At 68.5% G+C, this 17545-nt stretch carries 14 protein-coding genes and 1 tRNA gene; 2 read left to right on the top strand and 13 right to left on the bottom strand.

The features are described from left to right. Positions 1 to 29: 29 nt before the first annotated feature. The 6 genes from aspT (ACFVXC_RS23620) to ACFVXC_RS23595 form a co-directional block, all read right to left on the bottom strand. On the bottom strand, positions 30 to 1733 hold the full coding sequence (gene aspT / locus ACFVXC_RS23620) for an aspartate-alanine antiporter (protein WP_389908159.1): 1704 nt from the start codon (positions 1731 to 1733) through the stop codon (positions 30 to 32). A gap of 48 nt (positions 1734 to 1781) precedes the next feature. Beyond that, entirely contained in the window at positions 1782 to 3461 is a 1680-nt protein-coding gene (gene aspT / locus ACFVXC_RS23615; protein WP_389908157.1) for an aspartate-alanine antiporter, read from the bottom strand. A gap of 107 nt (positions 3462 to 3568) precedes the next feature. Beyond that, complete coding sequence (locus tag ACFVXC_RS23610) at positions 3569 to 4990, bottom strand: GH1 family beta-glucosidase (protein ID WP_389908155.1); 1422 nt, start codon at positions 4988 to 4990, stop codon at positions 3569 to 3571. A gap of 185 nt (positions 4991 to 5175) precedes the next feature. Continuing rightward, the gene (locus tag ACFVXC_RS23605; RefSeq protein WP_389908671.1) at positions 5176 to 5988 is read right to left on the bottom strand and encodes a carbohydrate ABC transporter permease; all 813 of its coding nucleotides are present in this window, start codon (positions 5986 to 5988) and stop codon (positions 5176 to 5178) included. A 131-nt stretch (positions 5989 to 6119) separates the two neighbouring features. Further along, positions 6120 to 7124 carry a carbohydrate ABC transporter permease gene (locus ACFVXC_RS23600; RefSeq protein WP_389908153.1) on the bottom strand — a complete coding sequence of 335 codons (1005 nt, stop codon included), beginning with the start codon at positions 7122 to 7124 and terminating at the stop codon, positions 6120 to 6122. 5 nt (positions 7125 to 7129) lie between these two features. Then, complete coding sequence (locus tag ACFVXC_RS23595) at positions 7130 to 8440, bottom strand: ABC transporter substrate-binding protein (protein ID WP_389908151.1); 1311 nt, start codon at positions 8438 to 8440, stop codon at positions 7130 to 7132. 349 nt (positions 8441 to 8789) lie between these two features. Between ACFVXC_RS23595 and ACFVXC_RS23590 the strand changes: the two genes are divergently transcribed. After that, positions 8790 to 9845 (top strand): LacI family DNA-binding transcriptional regulator, encoded by a 1056-nt coding sequence (locus tag ACFVXC_RS23590; protein ID WP_389908149.1) that lies wholly within the window; start codon positions 8790 to 8792, stop codon positions 9843 to 9845. Between the two features lie 194 nt (positions 9846 to 10039). Here ACFVXC_RS23590 and ACFVXC_RS23585 read toward each other — a convergent pair. From ACFVXC_RS23585 to ACFVXC_RS23570, 4 genes are all read right to left on the bottom strand, one after another. After that, positions 10040 to 10112, bottom strand: a tRNA-His gene (locus ACFVXC_RS23585). Positions 10113 to 10359: 247 nt separating this feature from the next. Continuing rightward, entirely contained in the window at positions 10360 to 10962 is a 603-nt protein-coding gene (gene orn / locus ACFVXC_RS23580; RefSeq protein WP_389908147.1) for an oligoribonuclease, read from the bottom strand. Positions 10963 to 10972: 10 nt separating this feature from the next. Beyond that, positions 10973 to 12208 (bottom strand): helix-turn-helix domain-containing protein, encoded by a 1236-nt coding sequence (locus ACFVXC_RS23575; RefSeq protein WP_389908145.1) that lies wholly within the window; start codon positions 12206 to 12208, stop codon positions 10973 to 10975. A gap of 450 nt (positions 12209 to 12658) precedes the next feature. Further along, entirely contained in the window at positions 12659 to 12931 is a 273-nt protein-coding gene (locus ACFVXC_RS23570; protein WP_389908668.1) for a hypothetical protein, read from the bottom strand. A gap of 562 nt (positions 12932 to 13493) precedes the next feature. Between ACFVXC_RS23570 and ACFVXC_RS23565 the strand changes: the two genes are divergently transcribed. Beyond that, positions 13494 to 14018, top strand: a complete 525-nt coding sequence (locus ACFVXC_RS23565; protein WP_389908143.1) for a universal stress protein — start codon at positions 13494 to 13496, stop codon at positions 14016 to 14018. A gap of 285 nt (positions 14019 to 14303) precedes the next feature. On the opposite strand, the gene glmS is transcribed toward ACFVXC_RS23565, so the two are convergent. From glmS to ACFVXC_RS23550, 3 genes are all read right to left on the bottom strand, one after another. Continuing rightward, a complete protein-coding gene (gene glmS / locus ACFVXC_RS23560) occupies positions 14304 to 16121 on the bottom strand; it encodes a glutamine--fructose-6-phosphate transaminase (isomerizing) (protein WP_389908141.1) in 1818 nt (605 codons plus the stop codon). Between the two features lie 54 nt (positions 16122 to 16175). Beyond that, the gene (locus tag ACFVXC_RS23555; RefSeq protein WP_389908139.1) at positions 16176 to 16433 is read right to left on the bottom strand and encodes a hypothetical protein; all 258 of its coding nucleotides are present in this window, start codon (positions 16431 to 16433) and stop codon (positions 16176 to 16178) included. Between the two features lie 86 nt (positions 16434 to 16519). Continuing rightward, positions 16520 to 17419 (bottom strand): DUF4429 domain-containing protein, encoded by a 900-nt coding sequence (locus ACFVXC_RS23550; RefSeq protein ID WP_389908137.1) that lies wholly within the window; start codon positions 17417 to 17419, stop codon positions 16520 to 16522. Positions 17420 to 17545 lie beyond the last annotated feature (126 nt).

Genomic DNA, 17545 nt, shown 5'->3' with positions numbered 1-17545 from the left:
ATGTTCAGTGGGCGGGGGTCGGGCGGGGTTCAGTGGTGGAGCAGGACGATGACCGCGCCCCAGATGGTCAGGAGCACGTTGCCGACGGCGTACGGAATCGTGTAGCCGAGCGTCGGGATCTGGGACCTCGACGTTTCGTTGATCGCGCCGATCGCCGCGGTGGTCGTCTGGCCGCCCGCGAGGACTCCCATCAGGATCGGGAAGCGGATCTTCTGTACGTAGTGGCCGAAGAGGAAGCCGACGATCAATGGGATCACCGTGGCGATCGCGCCGAAGAGGAGCAGGCCCCAGCCCGCCGTCGACAGACCGGAGGTGAAGCTCGGGCCCGCGTTGATGCCGACGACCGCGACGAAGAGGCAGAGCCCGAGGGTGTCCATGAACCACTGGGCGCCGGGCGGGACGTTCCCGTACGTCGGGTACTTGCCGCGGATCCAGCCGAAGACCAGACCCATGATCAGCGCACCCCCGGACGTGGAGAGCGAGATCGGCACACCGCCCGCGGTCAGTGCCGGGATGCCGATGCAGCCGCCGAGGAAGATGCCGAGGCCTACCCAGATCATGTCGGTGGCGAACGACGTCGGTACGGGCTTGCCGAGCTCCCTGCCCGCCGGGTCCACCAGGCGTTTGGGGCCGGTGAGGATCAGGGTGTCGCCGCGCTCCAGCTTCGTGGTGAGGCGGTAGGGGAACTCGGCGCCGGAGCGGTACAGCTTGTCGACGTAGACGCCGACCATGAACGGCTCGCGGCGCAAGTCGGCGATAGAACGGCCGAGTTGGGCCTTCTCCGAGGCGACGACGTGCAGGGACTCGGTCTGGTAGCCGAGGAGTTCGACGTCGTCACTCTCGCCGCCGATGTGCGTGCGCGGGTCGAACTCGACGAGCGAGCCGCGCAGCGCGCTCAGCGCGACGACATCGCCCTCGCGCAGCGCGGTCCGCTGGTCGTGGTCGAGGATGTTCCCGTCCCTGCGTACGCGGGTGATGTAGACCCGGCGGCCCAGCTCGCGCTGCTGGTTCTCGAAGTCCTCGATGGTGCGTCCCACGAGGTCGGGGCGCTGGATGGTGTAGGCGCGCAGGACCACCTCGTAGTAGCCCTCGGCCAGGTCGGGGTTGTCGCCCGGTGTGTCCAACTCCTTTGCCAGGGCGGCGGATTCGGCCGCGAGATCCTTGCGGTAGAGCTTCGGCAGGACGTTGGCGAGCAGCATCGCGCAGAGGATCGTGCCCAGGGGATACGTCACCGCGTACCCGATGGCGACCAGGTTCGACTCGCTCTTGACCTGCCCGGAGCTGAGCCCCGGCAGATTGGAGATCGCGTCGCCCGCGACACCGATGACGGCGGACTGGGTGAGCGCCCCGCCGAGCAGACCGGCCGAGAGCCCGGGACCGTATCCGAGCATCGCGGCGAAGCCCCAGCAGACGAGCAGCCCCGTCACACAGACCACGACCGCGTTGAGCACCTGCGGAAGGCCGTCCTTCTTCAGTCCGCGGAAGAACTGCGGGCCGACCTTGTAGCCGAGGGCGAAGAGGAACATCGTGAAGAAGAGGTTCTTCACCGTCCCGTCGATCTCGACCTTGGACTGCGCCCCGAGCAGCAGCCCCGCGATGAGACAGCCGGTGACCGCGCCGAGCCCGATCGCCTTGTAGCGCAGCTTCCCGAAGAGGAAACCGATCGCCACGGTGATGAAGACGAGCAGCTCGGGGTGGGGCTGGAAGATGTTCCGGTTGAGGAAGTCGATCATTTTCTACGCTCCGGGTGCGCCGCTTCGGATGATGCCGAGCAGGCCGCTTCAGGTGCCGAGTACGCCGACGAGGATCGGTCCGGTCAGTGGGAGCAGGAAGTTCGAGAGGGCGTAAGTGATCGTGTAGCCGAGCAGCGGGACCGAGCTCTGGGCCACCTGGGTGACGGAGGTGATCGCCGGGGTCGAGCACTGCTGGCCCGCGATGGCGCCGATGAGGAGCGGTTTCTCGATCTTCAGGAGCTTGCGGCCGATGAACAGCGAGATCGTCGCGGGTACCAGGACCATCGCGATCCCGGCGAACGGAAGCAGCGCCCCGTACTGCTTGAGCAGCGGCCAGGCCTGTGGTCCCGAGACGAGCCCCGTACACGCGATGAAGATCGCCAGGCCCATGTCCTTGAGGGTGTTGGCGGCCTGCGGCGGGAACGCCCCGAAGGTCTGCCTGCGCGAGCGGAACCAGCCGAAGAGCAGCCCGGAGACCAGACAGCCGCCGCCCGTGCCGAGCGACATCGGCACGTCGCCGAAGTGCACGACGACCTGCCCGAGCAGCGAACCGGCCGCGATGCCGAGCCCCAGATAGATGAAGTCGGTGGCGTCGTTCTTGACGACCGCGCCGATCCGCGCGACCAGCTTGTTCAGGCCGGAGCGCGCGCCCACCAGGGTGAGCACGTCACCGCGCCGCACGGTGGTGCCCCCGTCGGCGGGCAGATGCTGATCACCGCGCAGTACGTCGGTGACGTACACGCCGTCCTTGATGAACTCGGGGTGCGCGCGCTGCATCGCGTCCACGCTCATGCCGTCCATCGACTTCTCGGTGACGGCGACCTGGGCGGTGGCGAGTGGGGTGTCGACGCCGGGGATGCCGGGGGTCTCGGTGCCGATAAGGCGTCCCGCCTCGATGGCGTTGGCGCGGCGGCCGACGACCAGGACCAGGTCGGAGAGGGTCAGGGCGAGACCAGGGCGGGGCGTCAGGGTCTTGCTGCCGCGCTTGACGGCCTCGACGGTGATCCGCCCTTCGAGCTCGGACTCCAGATCGCCCACGGTCCTGCCGTCGGCCGTCGTCACCAGATAGGTGCGGCCGACCATGCCGGGCAGGGCCTCCCGCTCGTCGGACTCCAGGCCGTCGCCCGAGCCGCGCATCTTCTCCCACAGCTCGCGCGAGGCGTCCCGCAGGTTGATGCGCAGCATCATCGGCATGATCTGGCTGGTGTAGAGCACGATGGTGATCAGGCCGAAGAGATAGCAGACCGTGTACGCGGTGGCGACGTGCCCCTGGTACTGGGTGATCTGGTCCGGGGTGAGGCCGTCGAGCTTGCCGATGGCCTCGGTCGCGGTGCCGACGACGGCCGACTCGGTGGCCGCGCCCGCCAGAATGCCCGAGGCGGTGCCGACGTCCAGGTCGAAGGCCTTGGCGAGGCCGAGTGCGATGCCAAGGACGCAGACGAGCTCGATCGCGCAGAGCGCGAAGAAGCGCAGGCTCTCGCGGTTGAGGTTGGAGAAGAACTGAGGGCCCGCGAGATAGCCGAGGGCGAAGATGAAGAGCGCGAAGAAGATCGTCTTGACGTCGTCGGAGACGACGACCTTGGCCCAGGCGCCGAGCAGCAGCGAGACGATCAGGGTGCCGCAGATGCCGCCGAGGGTGATGGGGCCGACGCGTACCTTGCCGACCAGGTAGCCCAGGGCGAGGCAGACGAACAGCGCGAACTCGGGGTGATCACGGAGTACGCCCACCGGCGCTCACCGTGCCTGATCGGATGCGTTATGTGGCATATGGGAAACCTAAGGAGCCGAGCGGCGGGCTGCCACTCGGCTCCTCAAGGGTTGCTTTCGGGGGCGGGTCAGCCCGCGACGCCCTCCCGCGGCAGCTCACCGGCGGCCGCCACCGCCGCGTACCAGTGGGCGCTGGACTTCGGGACGCGGGCCTGCGTCTCGTAGTCGACGTACACCGCGCCGAAGCGCTTGCTGTAGCCGTACGACCATTCGAAGTTGTCCATGAGGGACCAGAGGTAGTAGCCGCGGACGTCGGCGCCGTCCGTGATGGCCCGGCGGACGGCGGCCAGGTGGCCGTGGAGGTAGGCGATGCGCTCCGGGTCGTGGACGCGGCCCTCCGCGTCGGGCTTGTCGTCGTAGGCGGCGCCGTTCTCGGTGACGTACAGCGCAAGGCCCGGCGCCTCCCGGGTGTAGCGCATGATCAGGTCGTGCAGCCCCGTCGGGTCGATGGTCCAGCCCATCTCGGTGCGGTCGCCCGGCGTCTGGTGGAAGGCCACGTCGTCGGAGCCGGGCCACGGGGAGTGCTCGCTGGCGCCGTGTCCGTCGTTGCGCGCGTTCGCCGGGCCGTCCTGGGCGGCCGAGACGAGGGCGGGCGTGTAGTAGTTGAGGCCGAGCGCGTCCAGCGGCTGGTGGGCGGCGGCCAGGTCGCCGTCCCGCACGAAGGACCAGTCGGTGATGCGGGCCGTGTCGGTGAGCAGGTCCGCCGGGTAGGCGCCGTGCAGCATCGGGCCGTGGAAGACGCCGTTGGCGAGGTTGTCGATGCGGCGGCGGGCGTCCTGGTCCTGCGGACTCTCCGAAACAGCCCTGACCACCGAGGAGTTGAGGCTCACCGCGATGCGGGCGCGGGCCGGAAGGGCGGCGCGCAGCGCCTGCGTGCCCAGGCCGTGCGCGAGGTTGAGGTGGTGCGCCGCCTGTAGCGCTGCCGCCGGGTCGGTGCGGCCAGGGGCGTGCACGCCGGATCCGTAGCCCAGGAAGGCGCTGCACCACGGCTCGTTCAGGGTGATCCACGACTCGACCCGGTCGCCGAGGGCCTCGGCCACGAAACCCGCGTACTCGGCGAACCGGTACGCCGTCTCCCGCGCCGGCCAGCCGCCCGCGTCCTCCAACTCCTGCGGCAGGTCCCAGTGGTAGAGGGTCAGGGCGGGCTTGATGCCCTTGGCGAGCAGTTCGTCGACGAGCCGCCGGTAGAAGTCGAGGCCGCGCTGGACGGCGGGGCCACGTCCGGTGGGCTGCACCCGCGACCAGGAGACGGAGAACCGGTAGGCGTCCAGACCGAGGTCCGCCATGAGCGCCACGTCGTCGCGGTAGCGGTGGAAGTGCTCGACGGCGACGTCACCGGTCTCGCCGTCGAACGTCTTGCCGGGCGTGTGACTGAAGGTGTCCCAGATGGAGGGGGTGCGGCCGTCTTCGCGTACGGCGCCCTCGATCTGGTACGCGGACGTGGCCGCGCCCCAGAGGAAGTCGGCCGGAAAGGTGAGGGATTCGGGCATGGAAGCGCTCCCATGGGAAGGGGGGGAAGGAGGAAGAGGAGGGGTGAAGGAAGAGGGGCGGGCGGCCAGGGTCGAGGTGGCGGCGGCTCGACCCTGGCGCGCGGGAGAGGGATACGGCAGGCGGAGAGGGGCCTTGGCCTGTGACGGCCAATGGCACTGATGGCACTGATGACGGCCGATGCCGGTTAGCCCTTGACCGCGCCCTGCATGATGCCGCTCACGATCTGCTTTCCGAAGAGGACGAACGCCAGGAGCAGCGGCAGGGTGCCGAGCAGCGCGCCCGCCATGATCACCGCCCGGTCCGGGATGTAGCCCGTACCGAGAGAGTTGAGCGCCACCTGCACGGTGGGGTTCGACTGGTTGAGGGCGATGATCGGCCAGAGGAAGTCGTTCCAGGCCATGACGAACGTCAGCAGCCCGAGGACCGCCATCGCGGGCCGCGCCGCCGGGAACACCACGTGCCAGATGATGCGCAGGCTGCTCGCCCCGTCCATCCGGGCCGCCTCGATGAGCTCGCTCGGCAGCGCCTGGAGCAGGAACTGCCGCATGAAGAACACCCCGAAGGCGCTCACGAACGTCGGCAGGATCACCGCCTGGAGCTGGTTGGTCCACTGCAGGTCGGCGATCCACAGATAGAGCGGTACGACACTCAGCTGCGGCGGCACCATCATCGTGCCGATCGTCAGGAGGAGCAGCAGACCGCTGAATTTGAACTTCAGCTTGGCGAAGGCGAATCCGGCGATCGTGGAGAACAGGACGGTGCCGATGGTGATGCTGCCCGCCACGATCGTGGTGTTGAGCATCGCGTCACCCAGGCTCGCCTCCGTCCAGGCCCGCTCCAGGTTCTTGAAGAGGTTCCCGCCGAACCACAGGGGCGGCGGTGTCTGGGCGAGCCTGCCGCTCGTGCGCGAGGCCGCGATCGCCGTCCAGATCAGTGGTGCGAGCGAGACGGCCATGAACAGCGCGAGAACGACATAGGTCACGGGCCCCGCGTGCATGGTGCGACCGGCCTTGAGCCCCAGGGGGCGGCCCGACTTCGGGTCCTTGGCGCGGGCCGCCTTCGGGCTCGCGACCAGATCGGTCTCCGGGGCCGCGGCGACGTCGGTCGTCGGGCCCGTGGTGCGGGACTTCATTGGGCCTTCCTCAGACGTCGGGCGATCAGCAGATTGACCGCGGCGATGAGCAGCAGGATCACGAGCATCAGCCAGGCGACGGCGGAAGCCCTGCCCAGATGGCCGTTGATCCAGCCCTGGTCGTACAGATAGAGACCCAGCGTCTGGAACTGGTGGTCGGCGCCGCCCTTGGACCCGGACGTGCCACCGAAGAGGAGCGGCTCACCGAAGAGCTGGGTCGCCCCGATGGTGGAGACGACCACCGTGAACAGGATCGTCGGCCGCAGCATCGGGATGGTCACGTGCCGGAACTGCTGCCAGCGCGAGGCGCCGTCGAGCGAGGCCGACTCGTACAGGTCGTGCGGCACGGCCTGCATCGCCGCCAGATAGATCAGCGCGTTGTAGCCGGTCCACCGCCAGATGACGATCGACGACACCGCGAACTGCGAACCCCACGACGATTCACGCCAGTTGACCGGGTCGATGCCGACGGACCCGATGATCCAGTTGACCATGCCGCCGTCCCACGCGAAGAGCAGCGTGAAGACCAGCGAGGCACTCGCCACCGACGTGGCGTACGGAGCGAGCATCGCGACCCGCCACAGGGTGGAGCCGCGCAGCTTGTAGTTGAGCAGGTGCGCGACGCCGAGTGCGATGGCGAGCTGGGGGACGGTGGAGATGATGCCGATGGTGAAGGTGTTGCCGAGCGCGTTCCAGAAGTAGTCGCTCTGCAGCAGGTTGGTGTAGTTGTCCAGGCCCAGCCAGGTGCTGTCGTCGAGATTGGTCAGCTCCAGGCGGTGCAGCGATGCCCAGCCGGTGTAGAGCAGCGGGAAGAGCCCGAAGGCGCCGAAGAAGAGGAAGAACGGGGCGACGAAGACGTACGGCGACGCCTTTATGTCCCAGCGGTACAGGCGACTGCGCCACGAGGACGTGGGGGAGCCCTTGCGGGCCCCGGACGCGGCCGGGGCCGCGTCCCCCTCACCGGGGGACGCGGACTCGGCGTACTCAGCGGTCTCGGACATGCGCGTCACTGTCCCAGAACATCCTTGATCTCCTTCTGCGCGGCCTCCCAGCCCTCAGCCGGAGACTTGCCCTGCTGCTCCACCTGGAGCACACCGATGTCCGTGATGGACTGGCCGATCTGGGCGTCCTTCAGGCCGTAGACGGCCGAGGGGGTGTTCTTCGCGATGTCGGCGTAGATCTCCGTGATGGGCGCGTCGTTGAAGTACGCCTTGGTCGCCGGCGACGGCTTCAGCGTGTCGTACGCCGACGGGGTGGACGGGAAGCTCGCCTGCTTCGCGAAGACCTTCGAGAGCTGCTCGGGCTGGGTCAGCCAGACGGCGAGCTCGGTCGCCTCCTTCTTGTGCTTGCCCGCGCTCGGCACGCCCAGGAACGTTCCGCCCCAGTTGCCGTCGGTGGGCGCCTTGGCCATGTCCCACTGGCCCTTGCCCTCTGCGCCCGTCTTCTCCTGGATGTATCCGGCCATCCACGCGGGGCAGGCCACGGTGGCGAACTTGGCGTTGGCGAAGCCCTGGTCCCACGTCGGGTCGAACTGCTTGAGCTTGGACGACATGTCGCCCTTCGCGACCTTCATCGCCGCGTTCCAGGCGTCCTTGCGGCCCTGGCTGTCCTCGTAGATCTCCTTGCCGCCCTTGTCGTAGTAGCGCTCTTTCGCACCGGCGAAGACCGCGTTGTAGACACTGGAGGCGGAGTCGACGAACTTGGTGCCGTCGGGTGCCTTCTTCATGTACTTGTCGCCGAGCGCGACGTACTTGTTCCAGTCACCGGCCCACGCCTTGGCGAGCTCCTCGCGGTCGGTGGGAAGACCGGCCTTCTTGAAGAGGTCCTTGCGGTAACAGAGCGCCGTCGGGCCGATGTCGACGCCGAGGCCGATCGTCTTGCCGTCGTCGGTGGTGGCCTGCTTCCACTTCCAGTCGAGATACGTGGACTTGTCCACGCCGTCGGCCTTGCTCAGGTCCTCGAACTTGGCGCCCTGGGTCTTGACGACCTCGGTGATGTTGCTGACCTCTATGGCCGCGACGTCGTTGACACCGGCACCGGACTGGAGCTGGGTGAGGAGCTTCGGGTAATAGGCGTCGTTGCGCTCGATCACGTTCTCTTTGATCTTGATGTTCGGGTGCGACTTCTCGTACTCGGCGTAGAGACCTGCTTGCTTCAGGCCAAGGACACCGAAGGTGCCCACGTTGAGCGTGACCTTGCCGTCGCCGCCCCCCGAGCCGTCGTCGTCGCTTGAACAACCGGCCAGCAGGCTTGTGGCCAGCGCGGTCACGGTCGCGAAGGCCACCAGCCGACCGGGTCGGCGGAAACTCGTGCGCATTACGTCCTCCTGTTGCCTGACGTGCCGACCCCCCGGCCAACTGCACTTCTTGCCCCGTTGATCTGACTCTGCGGCTCGGGTGGGGAACGTGCGGGATGTGTACGTGTCAGGTACTGTGGGAGCGCTCCCACAAGTGATGAGTTGAAGAGTCGTGGCTGGGAGCGGGGGTGTCAAGGGACCGGACATAGAGATATGTCTTCAGTTATCGGGCTGTTACTCGGGCGGCGACTCGGGTGCGACTCGGTCTGGTACGAGGACGCTCGCGCGTTCGGCCCAACCGCCCGGCGATGATCAGGCTGTTACATTCCTCTACATTCCTCGCCGGGGGAAGTGCGACGGGAGGCGGACAATGGCAGCTCACGGTGCGCGCAGCCGCAGTGGCGGGCGACCGACCCTGGAGGAGGTCGCCGCCAGGGCCGGAGTGGGCCGCGGGACGGTCTCCCGGGTGATCAACGGATCGCCGCGGGTGAGCGAGGCGACCCGGACGGCGGTCGAGGCCGCCGTCGCGGAACTCGGTTACGTCCCGAACACGGCGGCCCGTGCGCTGGCCGCCAACCGCACCGACGCCATCGCCCTCGTCGTGCCCGAGCCGGAGACCCGTTTCTTCGCCGAGCCGTACTTCTCCGACGTCCTGCGCGGGGTCGGCGCCGAGCTCGGCGAGACGGAGATGCAGCTGCTCCTGATCTTCGCCGGGAACGACCGCAGGCGTCAGCGCCTGGCCCAGTACCTCGCGGCCCACCGCGTCGACGGGGTCCTGCTGGTCTCGGTCCACGCCGACGACCCACTGCCCGACCTCCTGGCCCAGCTGGAGATCCCCGCGGTGATCAGCGGGCGCCGTTCGGCCGACGAGGCGCTGCCCTCGGTCGACTCCGACAACTTCGCCGGGGCGCACTCGGCGGTGGAGCACCTTCTGGGGCGCGGACGCACGTGCATAGCCACCATCACGGGGCGCCTGGACGTCTACGGCGCCCAGCGCCGCCTCGACGGCTACCGCGCCGCACTGACGGACGCGGGCCGCCCGGTGGACGAGCGGCTCATCGCCGCCGGCGACTTCACGGAGGAGGGTGGCCGACGGGCGATGTCGGAGCTCCTGGAGGCCTGCCCCGGGGTGGACGCGGTGTTCGCGGGCTCCGACGTGATGGCCGCGGGCGCCCGTCAGGTCCTGCGCGAGGCCGGGCGCCGCATACCCGACGACGTGGCGCTCGTCGGCTTCGACGACTCGGCGATCGCCCGCCACATGGACCCGCCCCTGACGAGCGTGCGCCAGCCCATCGAGGAGATGGGCCGGGCGATGATCGATCTGCTGCTCGCCGAGATCGCGGACGACCGCCCCGCGTCCGCCCGGCGCCTGGAACACCGCCAACTGGTGCTTCCGACGGAACTGGTGGAGCGGGCGTCGTCCTGAGCGGCGACGCGGCGCCACACGCACTCGGCACGGCCACCACGAGAGGTGGGAAGGGTGTGCGGGGAGTCGGCCGCAAGGGAGCTCTTCGCACCCCGTGTGATCGAAGGCGGCGGCCTCGCGCGATTACGGGAGCGGCAATTGCGGACGGCATGCGAAAGGGCCCCGGTTCCTGAGAACCGGGGCCCTTTCTTCAGGGTGAGTGACGGGACTTGAACCCGCGGCCACCTGGACCACAACCAGGTGCTCTACCAACTGAGCTACACCCACCATGTCCGGTCGTTTTTCTTTCTTCCGACCGGCCGAGAAAAAGTGTACAGGGTCCGAAGGGGTGCTCGCGCACGCGTTTTCCGGACCCTGCACGAGGGATGGCTACCGGGGCGGACGTCACACGGATTTCCGTGCGGCTGGGCTCCGGATGGGTATCGGCTTCCGCCCGGCTGTCCGCGGCTGGGGGTCCGGGGGTCGCCCCCCGAGAGATACAGCCCGGACCCCGTACAGAAGGGTTCCGCGGAGGCTACTGCGCGGGCAGCACGTACTTGGCCGCGATGGTTTTCGCGGTGTCGGAGTCCGGGCCCGGCTGCGGCACGAAGACCGCCTCGCGGTAGTACCGCAGCTCGGCGATGGACTCGCGGATGTCCGCGAGAGCCCGGTGATTGCCGTTCTTGTCCGGGCTGTTGAAGTACGCCCGGGGGTACCACCGCCGGGCGAGCTCCTTGATCGAGGAGACGTCGACGATGCGGTAGTGGAGGAACTCCTCCAGCGTCCCCATGTCGCGCAGCAGGAAGCCCCGGTCGGTACCGACCGAGTTCCCGCAGAGCGGAGCCTTGCGCGGCTCCTTGACGTGCTCACGTACGTACGCCAGGACCTGCTCCTCGGCGTCGGCCAGCGTCGTGCCCGATGCCAGCTCGTCGAGGAGCCCCGAGGTGGTGTGCATTTTGCGCACCACCTCGGGCATGGTCTCCAGCGCCGCGTCCGGCGGGCGGATCACGATGTCCACACCTTCGCCGAGCACGTTCAGTTCCGAGTCGGTGACCAGTGCGGCCACCTCGATAAGTGCGTCATCCGTCAACGAGAGCCCGGTCATCTCGCAGTCGATCCACACCATGCGATCGTTCATGCGTCTTACCCTACGGCGCACTCCTCTGGCCGGGCAGTGGCTGGCGCCCTGGCGCGTACACATCCGAGTACGGCTTGCCCGGATCCGTCGACAGCGAGGTCGACGGGGCGAGCGCACTCGCGGCCGCCGTACGCCGGGTCTGTGACGGCACCGGACCGCTCTCCGTGTTCACCGTCGCCGTGGTGGGAACGGGCGCCGGGGATTCCAGCAGGGCCCGCTCACCCCCCTGCGGCCTGCGGGCGCGGTAAGCGGCCCGGTAGGCGGCGGGCGACGAGCCCAGCTGGCGGCGGAAGTGCCCGCGCAGGGCCACCGGCGAACGGAATCCGCAGCGGCCCGCGACCTCGTCGACGGAGTAGTCGGAGGTTTCGAGCAGCCGCTGTGCCTGCAGTACGCGCTGAGTGATCAGCCACTGCAGGGGAGCGCTCCCGGTGAGCGAGCGGAACCTGCGGTCGAACGTGCGCCTGCTCATGTACGCGCGCGCGGCCAGGGTCTCCACGTCGAACTGCTCGTGGAGATGTTCCAGGGCCCAGGCGACGACCTCGGCGAGAGGGTCGGCGCCGATCTCCTCAGGTAAAGACCTGTCGAGGTAGCGCTCCTGGCCGCCGGCCCTGCGCGGAGGCACGACGAGCCTGCGGGCCAGCGCGCCCGCCGCTTCGTTGCCGTGGTCCGTCCGCACGATGTGCAGGCACAGATCAATTCCGGCCGCGGTCCCGGCGCTCGTGAGTACGTCTCCGTCGTCGACGAAGAGCTCACGCGGGTCCACATGGACGGACGGATACCGTTTGGCCAGCGTCGGTGCGTACATCCAGTGTGTGGTCGCCGGGCGGCCGTCGAGCAGACCCGCCGCCGCGAGCACGAAAGCTCCGGTGCACAGCCCCACGATGCGGGCGCCCTCTTCGTGCGCGCGGCGCAACGCGTCGAGTGCCTCCGGCGGTGGCGGCGATGTGATCGACCGCCAGGCCGGCACCACGACGGTGCCCGCGCGTCCTATCGCCTCCAGGCCATGCGGCGCGGTGAGTTCGAGCCCCCCGGTCGTACGCAGCGGGCCGTCCTCGCCGGCGCAGACCAGCAGCCGGTACCGGGGAACCCCGGCGTCCTGCCGGTCGATCCCGAACACGGAGAGCGGTATGGAACTCTCGAAGATGGGGCCACCGCTGAACAGCAGCACCGCGACAATCTCCCTGCGGCGGCGTCCGGAAAGCTTCCGCGACGTGGCTTCTTGCACGGCAGTGGAGTCGTGGCTCATGGTGCTAAGCCCCCCTCGGTCGTCGCGGCTCCCTGTTCTTGGCCTTTTCTGTTTTTGCTCCGTTTTCTACGGTCTCTGCGTTCCCGGCGCTCTTGGCGTTCCTGTCGGACCTGTCGCTCCTGCACGTTTCCCCTCGGTCCTCCACCAGTCCCCCGCCGTAATACAGTCATGATCGAATCTACTGTGTCCTGTGCTGCCGGGGTGACCAGTTAAGGACCCGGCACTATGTCGACATGGCAACTTGGCGTGAAGCAGTCGATCACGAAGCGTTGCACTCACGGGCGTTGCTGGGAAGTGCGCCTCACCTCCGTGGCCGGTCCCCGTAGGGTTCAGACGGCCTCTGTACGCCTTTCAGCCCTGGTGGGACCGGGGTTGGGTGCCCCTTCGGCCAAGGAATGCATGGCCATAGGAAGTTGGCTGAAAAGCAACGGGGGAGTACGTGCGAATCGGTCAGTCCTCCGGCGTAGACCCACCAGCATGCCGACCGCCCCTGTGCGCCCCCGGGCCCGCCCGCCCGTGCCGCCCGCGACGGTCGTCGCCCTGCTCCTCGATCAGTCGCGCGGCCCCTCGCTCGGACTGTCGCAGAAGCAGCCGGCAGACCCCCGTCACGGCCACAAGACCGAGCGCGGACCCGGCGGCTCCGGCCAGCGACGTCCCATAGCCCACAAGGACCACGGGGACCAGGACGCAGCTGAACGCGGCCCAGCGCACGACATCGCTCACGGAGTCCTGCGCGGGGGTGGGCGATGTGTCCTCGGCGCGCGGCGCCGGAACGCCCCCGCGCGGGCGTTCGTGCGCCCCCTGCGGCGGGCGTCGGTGGCTCCGCAGCGTGACGTGTGAGTCCGTCGTGACCTGTGAGGACACGGGGGGCGGTCCAGGCACGGAGGTCTCCCTGTGGCGGTGGCGTACCGGAGTTCAACGCGTGGTCGCCCGGCCGGTCACTGGCGTGAACCTTGTGGCCGATGGCAGCCCACACGAGTGGGTGCCCAAACCACCTGTACGGGGCAGCAACCATTGCCATACGGGCGACGCTCATGCATGCTCCGGTGAACGCCGTGAGGCTCCCGCAGGGCCGGTAACAAGCCCTGGGCAGGAGAGGAGTGTCGCCGTACCCTTGAGGGTATGGGGTTGGGAAGATGATTCCCGGACACAGCTCCGGTTTTCGTCGCTGCTCCTCCTCGCCCCTGCTCGATCCTGTCTGATCCTGTCCGTTCTGCCCGATACTGCGCTGTACGACCCGAACAAAGTCGACCCTCCCACAGAGGACTCCTTCGCCGAGACACCCATGGCCGGTCACGAATTCTCCGAACCAGCGGACCGCAAGCGGCAGGTCGCCGATCCCACGGCGACCCCCCAGGCGGCTGAAGAACTACGTCATTCCTGCGATCCGGCCTTTCGGCACGGGGTGGTCGTCGGTTTCGACGGCTCGATGTCCAGCGAGCGCGCGCTCTCGTACGCGATCGGCATGGCCCATCGCTCCGGATCCGGTCTGATCATCGTGCATGTCGCCAACAGGCTCCCCACCACGGTGTGGGCGGGCTGCGAGCCGCCGGTCTTCGTCGACGTGCCGGACCACCGCACGGAAGTGCTCGGCCTCGAACTTGCCTGTGCGGATTATCTGTCCGAGGTGCCGTGGATCCTTGTCGAGCGCGGCGGCGACATCTGCCACGAACTCGAAGAGGTCGGCCGTGAGTACTCGGCGGACGCGATCGTCGTCGGATCGACGCACGGGATCGTGGGGCGCATCTTCGGCTCGGTCGCGGGTCGGCTCGCGCGCCGCGCGCAACGCCCCGTCGTCGTCATTCCGTAACGCCGCCTTGCCGCAGGTGGGGTGAGGGTGGTGCGGCGTCAACTTCCTTGCCGCGCGGCTTTCCGGGTGTAGATAAATCTACTCGTGCGTAGGGGTGGGTTGTGCCCTTGTGAAGGGTACGTACTGGTGGCAAGGACAACTGCACGCCCTGCAGGCCGGGGAGTGACGGCCACCGGTCGAGGCAGGCGTGGGTCGGGGGAATGGGCGCCCCCGCCCCCTGAAGAACGGCCCCTCGCACGCCTGGTGGCACGCGCGAGGGGCCGTTCACGTTCCGCGGCGCGCGGACTACTCCACCGTGACGGACTTGGCGAGGTTGCGGGGCTTGTCGATGTCCCGGCCGAGCGCCAACGCCGTGTGGTAGGCGAGGAGTTGGAGCGGGATGCCCATCAGGATCGGGTCCAGCTCGTTCTCGTTCTTCGGGACCAGGATGGTCTGGTCGGCCTTCTCCTGCTCCTGGTGCGCGACCGCGAGGATCTTGCCGCTGCGGGCCTTGATCTCTTCGAGGGCGGCGCGGTTCTTCTCCAGGAGGTCGTCGTCCGGGACGATCGCGACCGTCGGGAGCGCGGGCTCGATGAGCGCGAGCGGGCCGTGCTTGAGCTCGGAGGCGGGGTAGGCCTCGGCGTGGATGTACGAGACCTCCTTGAGCTTCAGGGAGGCCTCGCGGGCGACGGGGTAGCCGCGTACACGTCCGATGAAGAGCATCGAGCGGGCTTCCGCGTAATTCTTGGCGATCTTCTTGATCTCGTCCTCCTGCTTGAGGATCTCCGAGATCTGTCCCGGCAGCTTGCGCAGGCCCTCGATGATCCGCTTGCCGTCGGAGACCGACAGGTCGCGGATGCGGCCCAGGTGCAGCGCGAGCAGGCCGAAGGCGACCGTGGTGTTGGTGAAGCACTTGGTCGAGACGACGCAGACCTCCGGGCCCGCGTGGACGTACACGCCCGCGTCGGCCTCACGGGCGATCGCCGAACCGACGACGTTCACCACGCCGAGGACGCGGGCGCCCTTGCGCTTCAGCTCCTGGACGGCGGCGAGCACGTCGTACGTCTCGCCGGACTGGGAGACGGCGATGTAGAGGGTGTCGGGGTCCACGACCGGGTTGCGGTAGCGGAACTCGCTCGCGGGCTCGGCGTCCGCGGGGATGCGGGCCAGCTCCTCGATCATCTGGGCGCCGATCATGCCCGCGTGGTACGAGGTGCCGCAGCCGAGGATCTTGACGCGGCGCACCTTGCGGGCGTCGTGCGCGTCGAGGTTCAGGCCGCCGAGGTGCACGGTGGAGAAGCGGTCGTCGATGCGGCCGCGCAGGACGCGGTCCACGGCCTCGGGCTGCTCGAAGATCTCCTTGTGCATGTACGTGTCGTGTCCGCCCATGTCGTACGACTCCGCCTCCCACTCCACGGTGGTCGGCGACGCGGTCGTACGCGAGCCCTCGGTGGTGTACGTGCGGTAGTCGTCGGCCTTGATGGTGGCCATCTCGCCGTCGTCGAGGGTGACGACCTGGCGGGTGTGCGAGACGAGCGCGGCGACGTCCGACGCGACGAACATCTCCTTCTCGCCGATGCCGAGCACGACGGGGGAGCCGTTGCGGGCGACGACGATGCGGTCGTTGAAGTCGGCGTGCAGGACGGCGATGCCGTACGTGCCCTCGACGTGGCGCAGGGCCTCGCGGACCTTCTCCTCCAGCTTGTCCGCCTGGGCGCGGGCGATGAGGTGGACGAGGACCTCGGTGTCCGTCTCGGAGAGGAACTCGACGCCGTCGGCGGTGAGCTTGGCGCGCAGCTCGGACGCGTTGTCGATGATGCCGTTGTGTACGACGGCGACCTTGTCGTCACCCGACATGTGCGGGTGGGCGTTCTCGTCGGACGGGGCGCCGTGGGTGGCCCAGCGGGTGTGGGCGATGCCGGTGGTGCCCTTGAAGCGGGCGGGGACCTTGGCCTCCAGGTCGCGCACGCGCCCCTTGGCCTTGACCATCTTCAGCCCCGAGGCCTTGGGGCTGGTGATGACGACGCCCGCGGAGTCGTAGCCGCGGTACTCCAGGCGCTGGAGGCCTTCCAGGAGGAGGGGGGCCACGTCACGCTTGCCGATATAACCGACGATTCCGCACATAAAGGGTGTCCTAGCCGTAAGAGGGTGTGGTTCTGGCTTCGCGTCTTCCGGGCTTCAGCCGTAGATCATGCGGCGCAGCTGTCTGAGGGTGAGCTCAGGCGGCGAGACCGCGCGGTACTGGAGATCCGCCGAGATCTGTTCGAAGATCGCCGCGTTCAGCAGGCCCTGACCCTGCAGTTCGCGGTGGCGGCGACGGACGAACTGCTCGGTCGTCTCGTCGAAGTAGGCGAGCACGTCCTGGACGACCCGCAGCGCTTCGCCCCGCTGGAGCTGGGTGCTGCGGGTGAGGTGGTCCACCAGGTCGTCGTGCATTCGTTGATCCTGAGGGAATAGCCCTCCGGGTGCAACAATCCTGCCCGGAATCGGGCAGGGATGCGTCGAAAACTGGCCCCGACGGATTACATGCGCTTCAGTACCGCCTGCTTGGCGAGCGAGAACTCCTCGTCCGTGAGTATCCCGGACTGATGCAGTTCGCCCAGCTCACGGAGGCGCCGCAGGAGGGCGTCATGATCGTCCTCGGCCGGGGCGGCGGGCGCGGGGGCGGGCGCGGGCTGGGCCACCAGTGCGGCGTGCGCGTCCGCGGGCTCGGCGAGGGCCGCCGCCGGATGGGGCAACCGCGCCTGCACGGCCGCCGCGATCAGTGCCATCAGCGGGTCCTTCTTGAAGCCCCACAGTTCGACGGAGTTCGGGTCGTACTTCGGAGGGGCCTTCGTGGGTGCGTGCCGCACGCTGAAGCGGAGGTAGCCGTTCTCCAGGCCCACCGCGGGCTGCCACTCCACCGCGGCGACCTCGGCGAGCGCCAGCGAGCGCGTACCGGACGCCGACTTCGCCTCTTCCGTCTTCCAGTTCCACTCCAGACGGATGTGATCGCCGTCGAAGCTCACCGTGCCGTCCCCCGCCGACACCGAGAGCGGCACCGAGGGCCCCGGAAGGAGATAGCTCTCGCAGGGCGCGGCGGGCACCTGTTCGATGAGCAGCGCGTTGCGGACCTCGTCGACCACATACTCCGCGACTCCGTAGCGGTCCGATTCCACCGTCAGCTGATACGGATCCGCCGCGTCCCCGAGCTTGCCCCCCGCGGCCTGCAGCAACGGATCCGCGCCGTCCCGCAGGCGCAGCCGCAGGCGCCCCGACTTCTTCCCCTGCTCGAAGGCGATGCCCGCCAACGCGCCCAGCGGCACGGCCAGTTCTCCCAGCGACCTGCGCAGCAGAGACACGTTCTTGTCGCGTCCCGGCACAAGGCGCAGCATCTCTCCGTCGAAGGTCCAGGTCCCGTCGCGCTGGATGATTTCCGCCATGGGACGATTCTTCCATCGGCGGGCCGCCGAAGTGGTCTACACCCTTGACCCGCCACGGGGCGCAGGGTACCCATGGTGACCGTTCGATTGCGTTGCACCACAGTGATGGCCCGTCGAAGGGACCCG

Source organism: Streptomyces sp. NPDC058257, assembly GCF_042881845.1.
Classification (GTDB): domain Bacteria; phylum Actinomycetota; class Actinomycetes; order Streptomycetales; family Streptomycetaceae; genus Streptomyces.
Note: the sequence above shows the minus strand (reverse complement) of the source record. Positions and strands in the feature narration are given on the sequence as shown.

Bases quoted from the DNA above. Each gene is read 5' to 3' on its own strand.
- ACFVXC_RS23600 (WP_389908153.1), bottom strand. From the start codon at position 7,124: ATGTCCGAGACCGCTGAGTACGCCGAGTCCGCGTCCCCCGGTGAGGGG.
- ACFVXC_RS23590 (WP_389908149.1), top strand. From the start codon at position 8,790: ATGGCAGCTCACGGTGCGCGCAGCCGCAGTGGCGGGCGACCGACCCTG.
- ACFVXC_RS23565 (WP_389908143.1), top strand. From the start codon at position 13,494: ATGGCCGGTCACGAATTCTCCGAACCAGCGGACCGCAAGCGGCAGGTC.
- ACFVXC_RS23555 (WP_389908139.1), bottom strand. From the start codon at position 16,433: ATGCACGACGACCTGGTGGACCACCTCACCCGCAGCACCCAGCTCCAG.
- aspT (WP_389908159.1), bottom strand. From the start codon at position 1,733: ATGATCGACTTCCTCAACCGGAACATCTTCCAGCCCCACCCCGAGCTG.
- glmS (WP_389908141.1), bottom strand. From the start codon at position 16,121: ATGTGCGGAATCGTCGGTTATATCGGCAAGCGTGACGTGGCCCCCCTC.
- ACFVXC_RS23610 (WP_389908155.1), bottom strand. From the start codon at position 4,990: ATGCCCGAATCCCTCACCTTTCCGGCCGACTTCCTCTGGGGCGCGGCC.
- orn (WP_389908147.1), bottom strand. From the start codon at position 10,962: ATGAACGATCGCATGGTGTGGATCGACTGCGAGATGACCGGGCTCTCG.
- ACFVXC_RS23595 (WP_389908151.1), bottom strand. From the start codon at position 8,440: ATGCGCACGAGTTTCCGCCGACCCGGTCGGCTGGTGGCCTTCGCGACC.
- ACFVXC_RS23575 (WP_389908145.1), bottom strand. From the start codon at position 12,208: ATGAGCCACGACTCCACTGCCGTGCAAGAAGCCACGTCGCGGAAGCTT.
- ACFVXC_RS23605 (WP_389908671.1), bottom strand. From the start codon at position 5,988: ATGCACGCGGGGCCCGTGACCTATGTCGTTCTCGCGCTGTTCATGGCC.
- ACFVXC_RS23550 (WP_389908137.1), bottom strand. From the start codon at position 17,419: ATGGCGGAAATCATCCAGCGCGACGGGACCTGGACCTTCGACGGAGAG.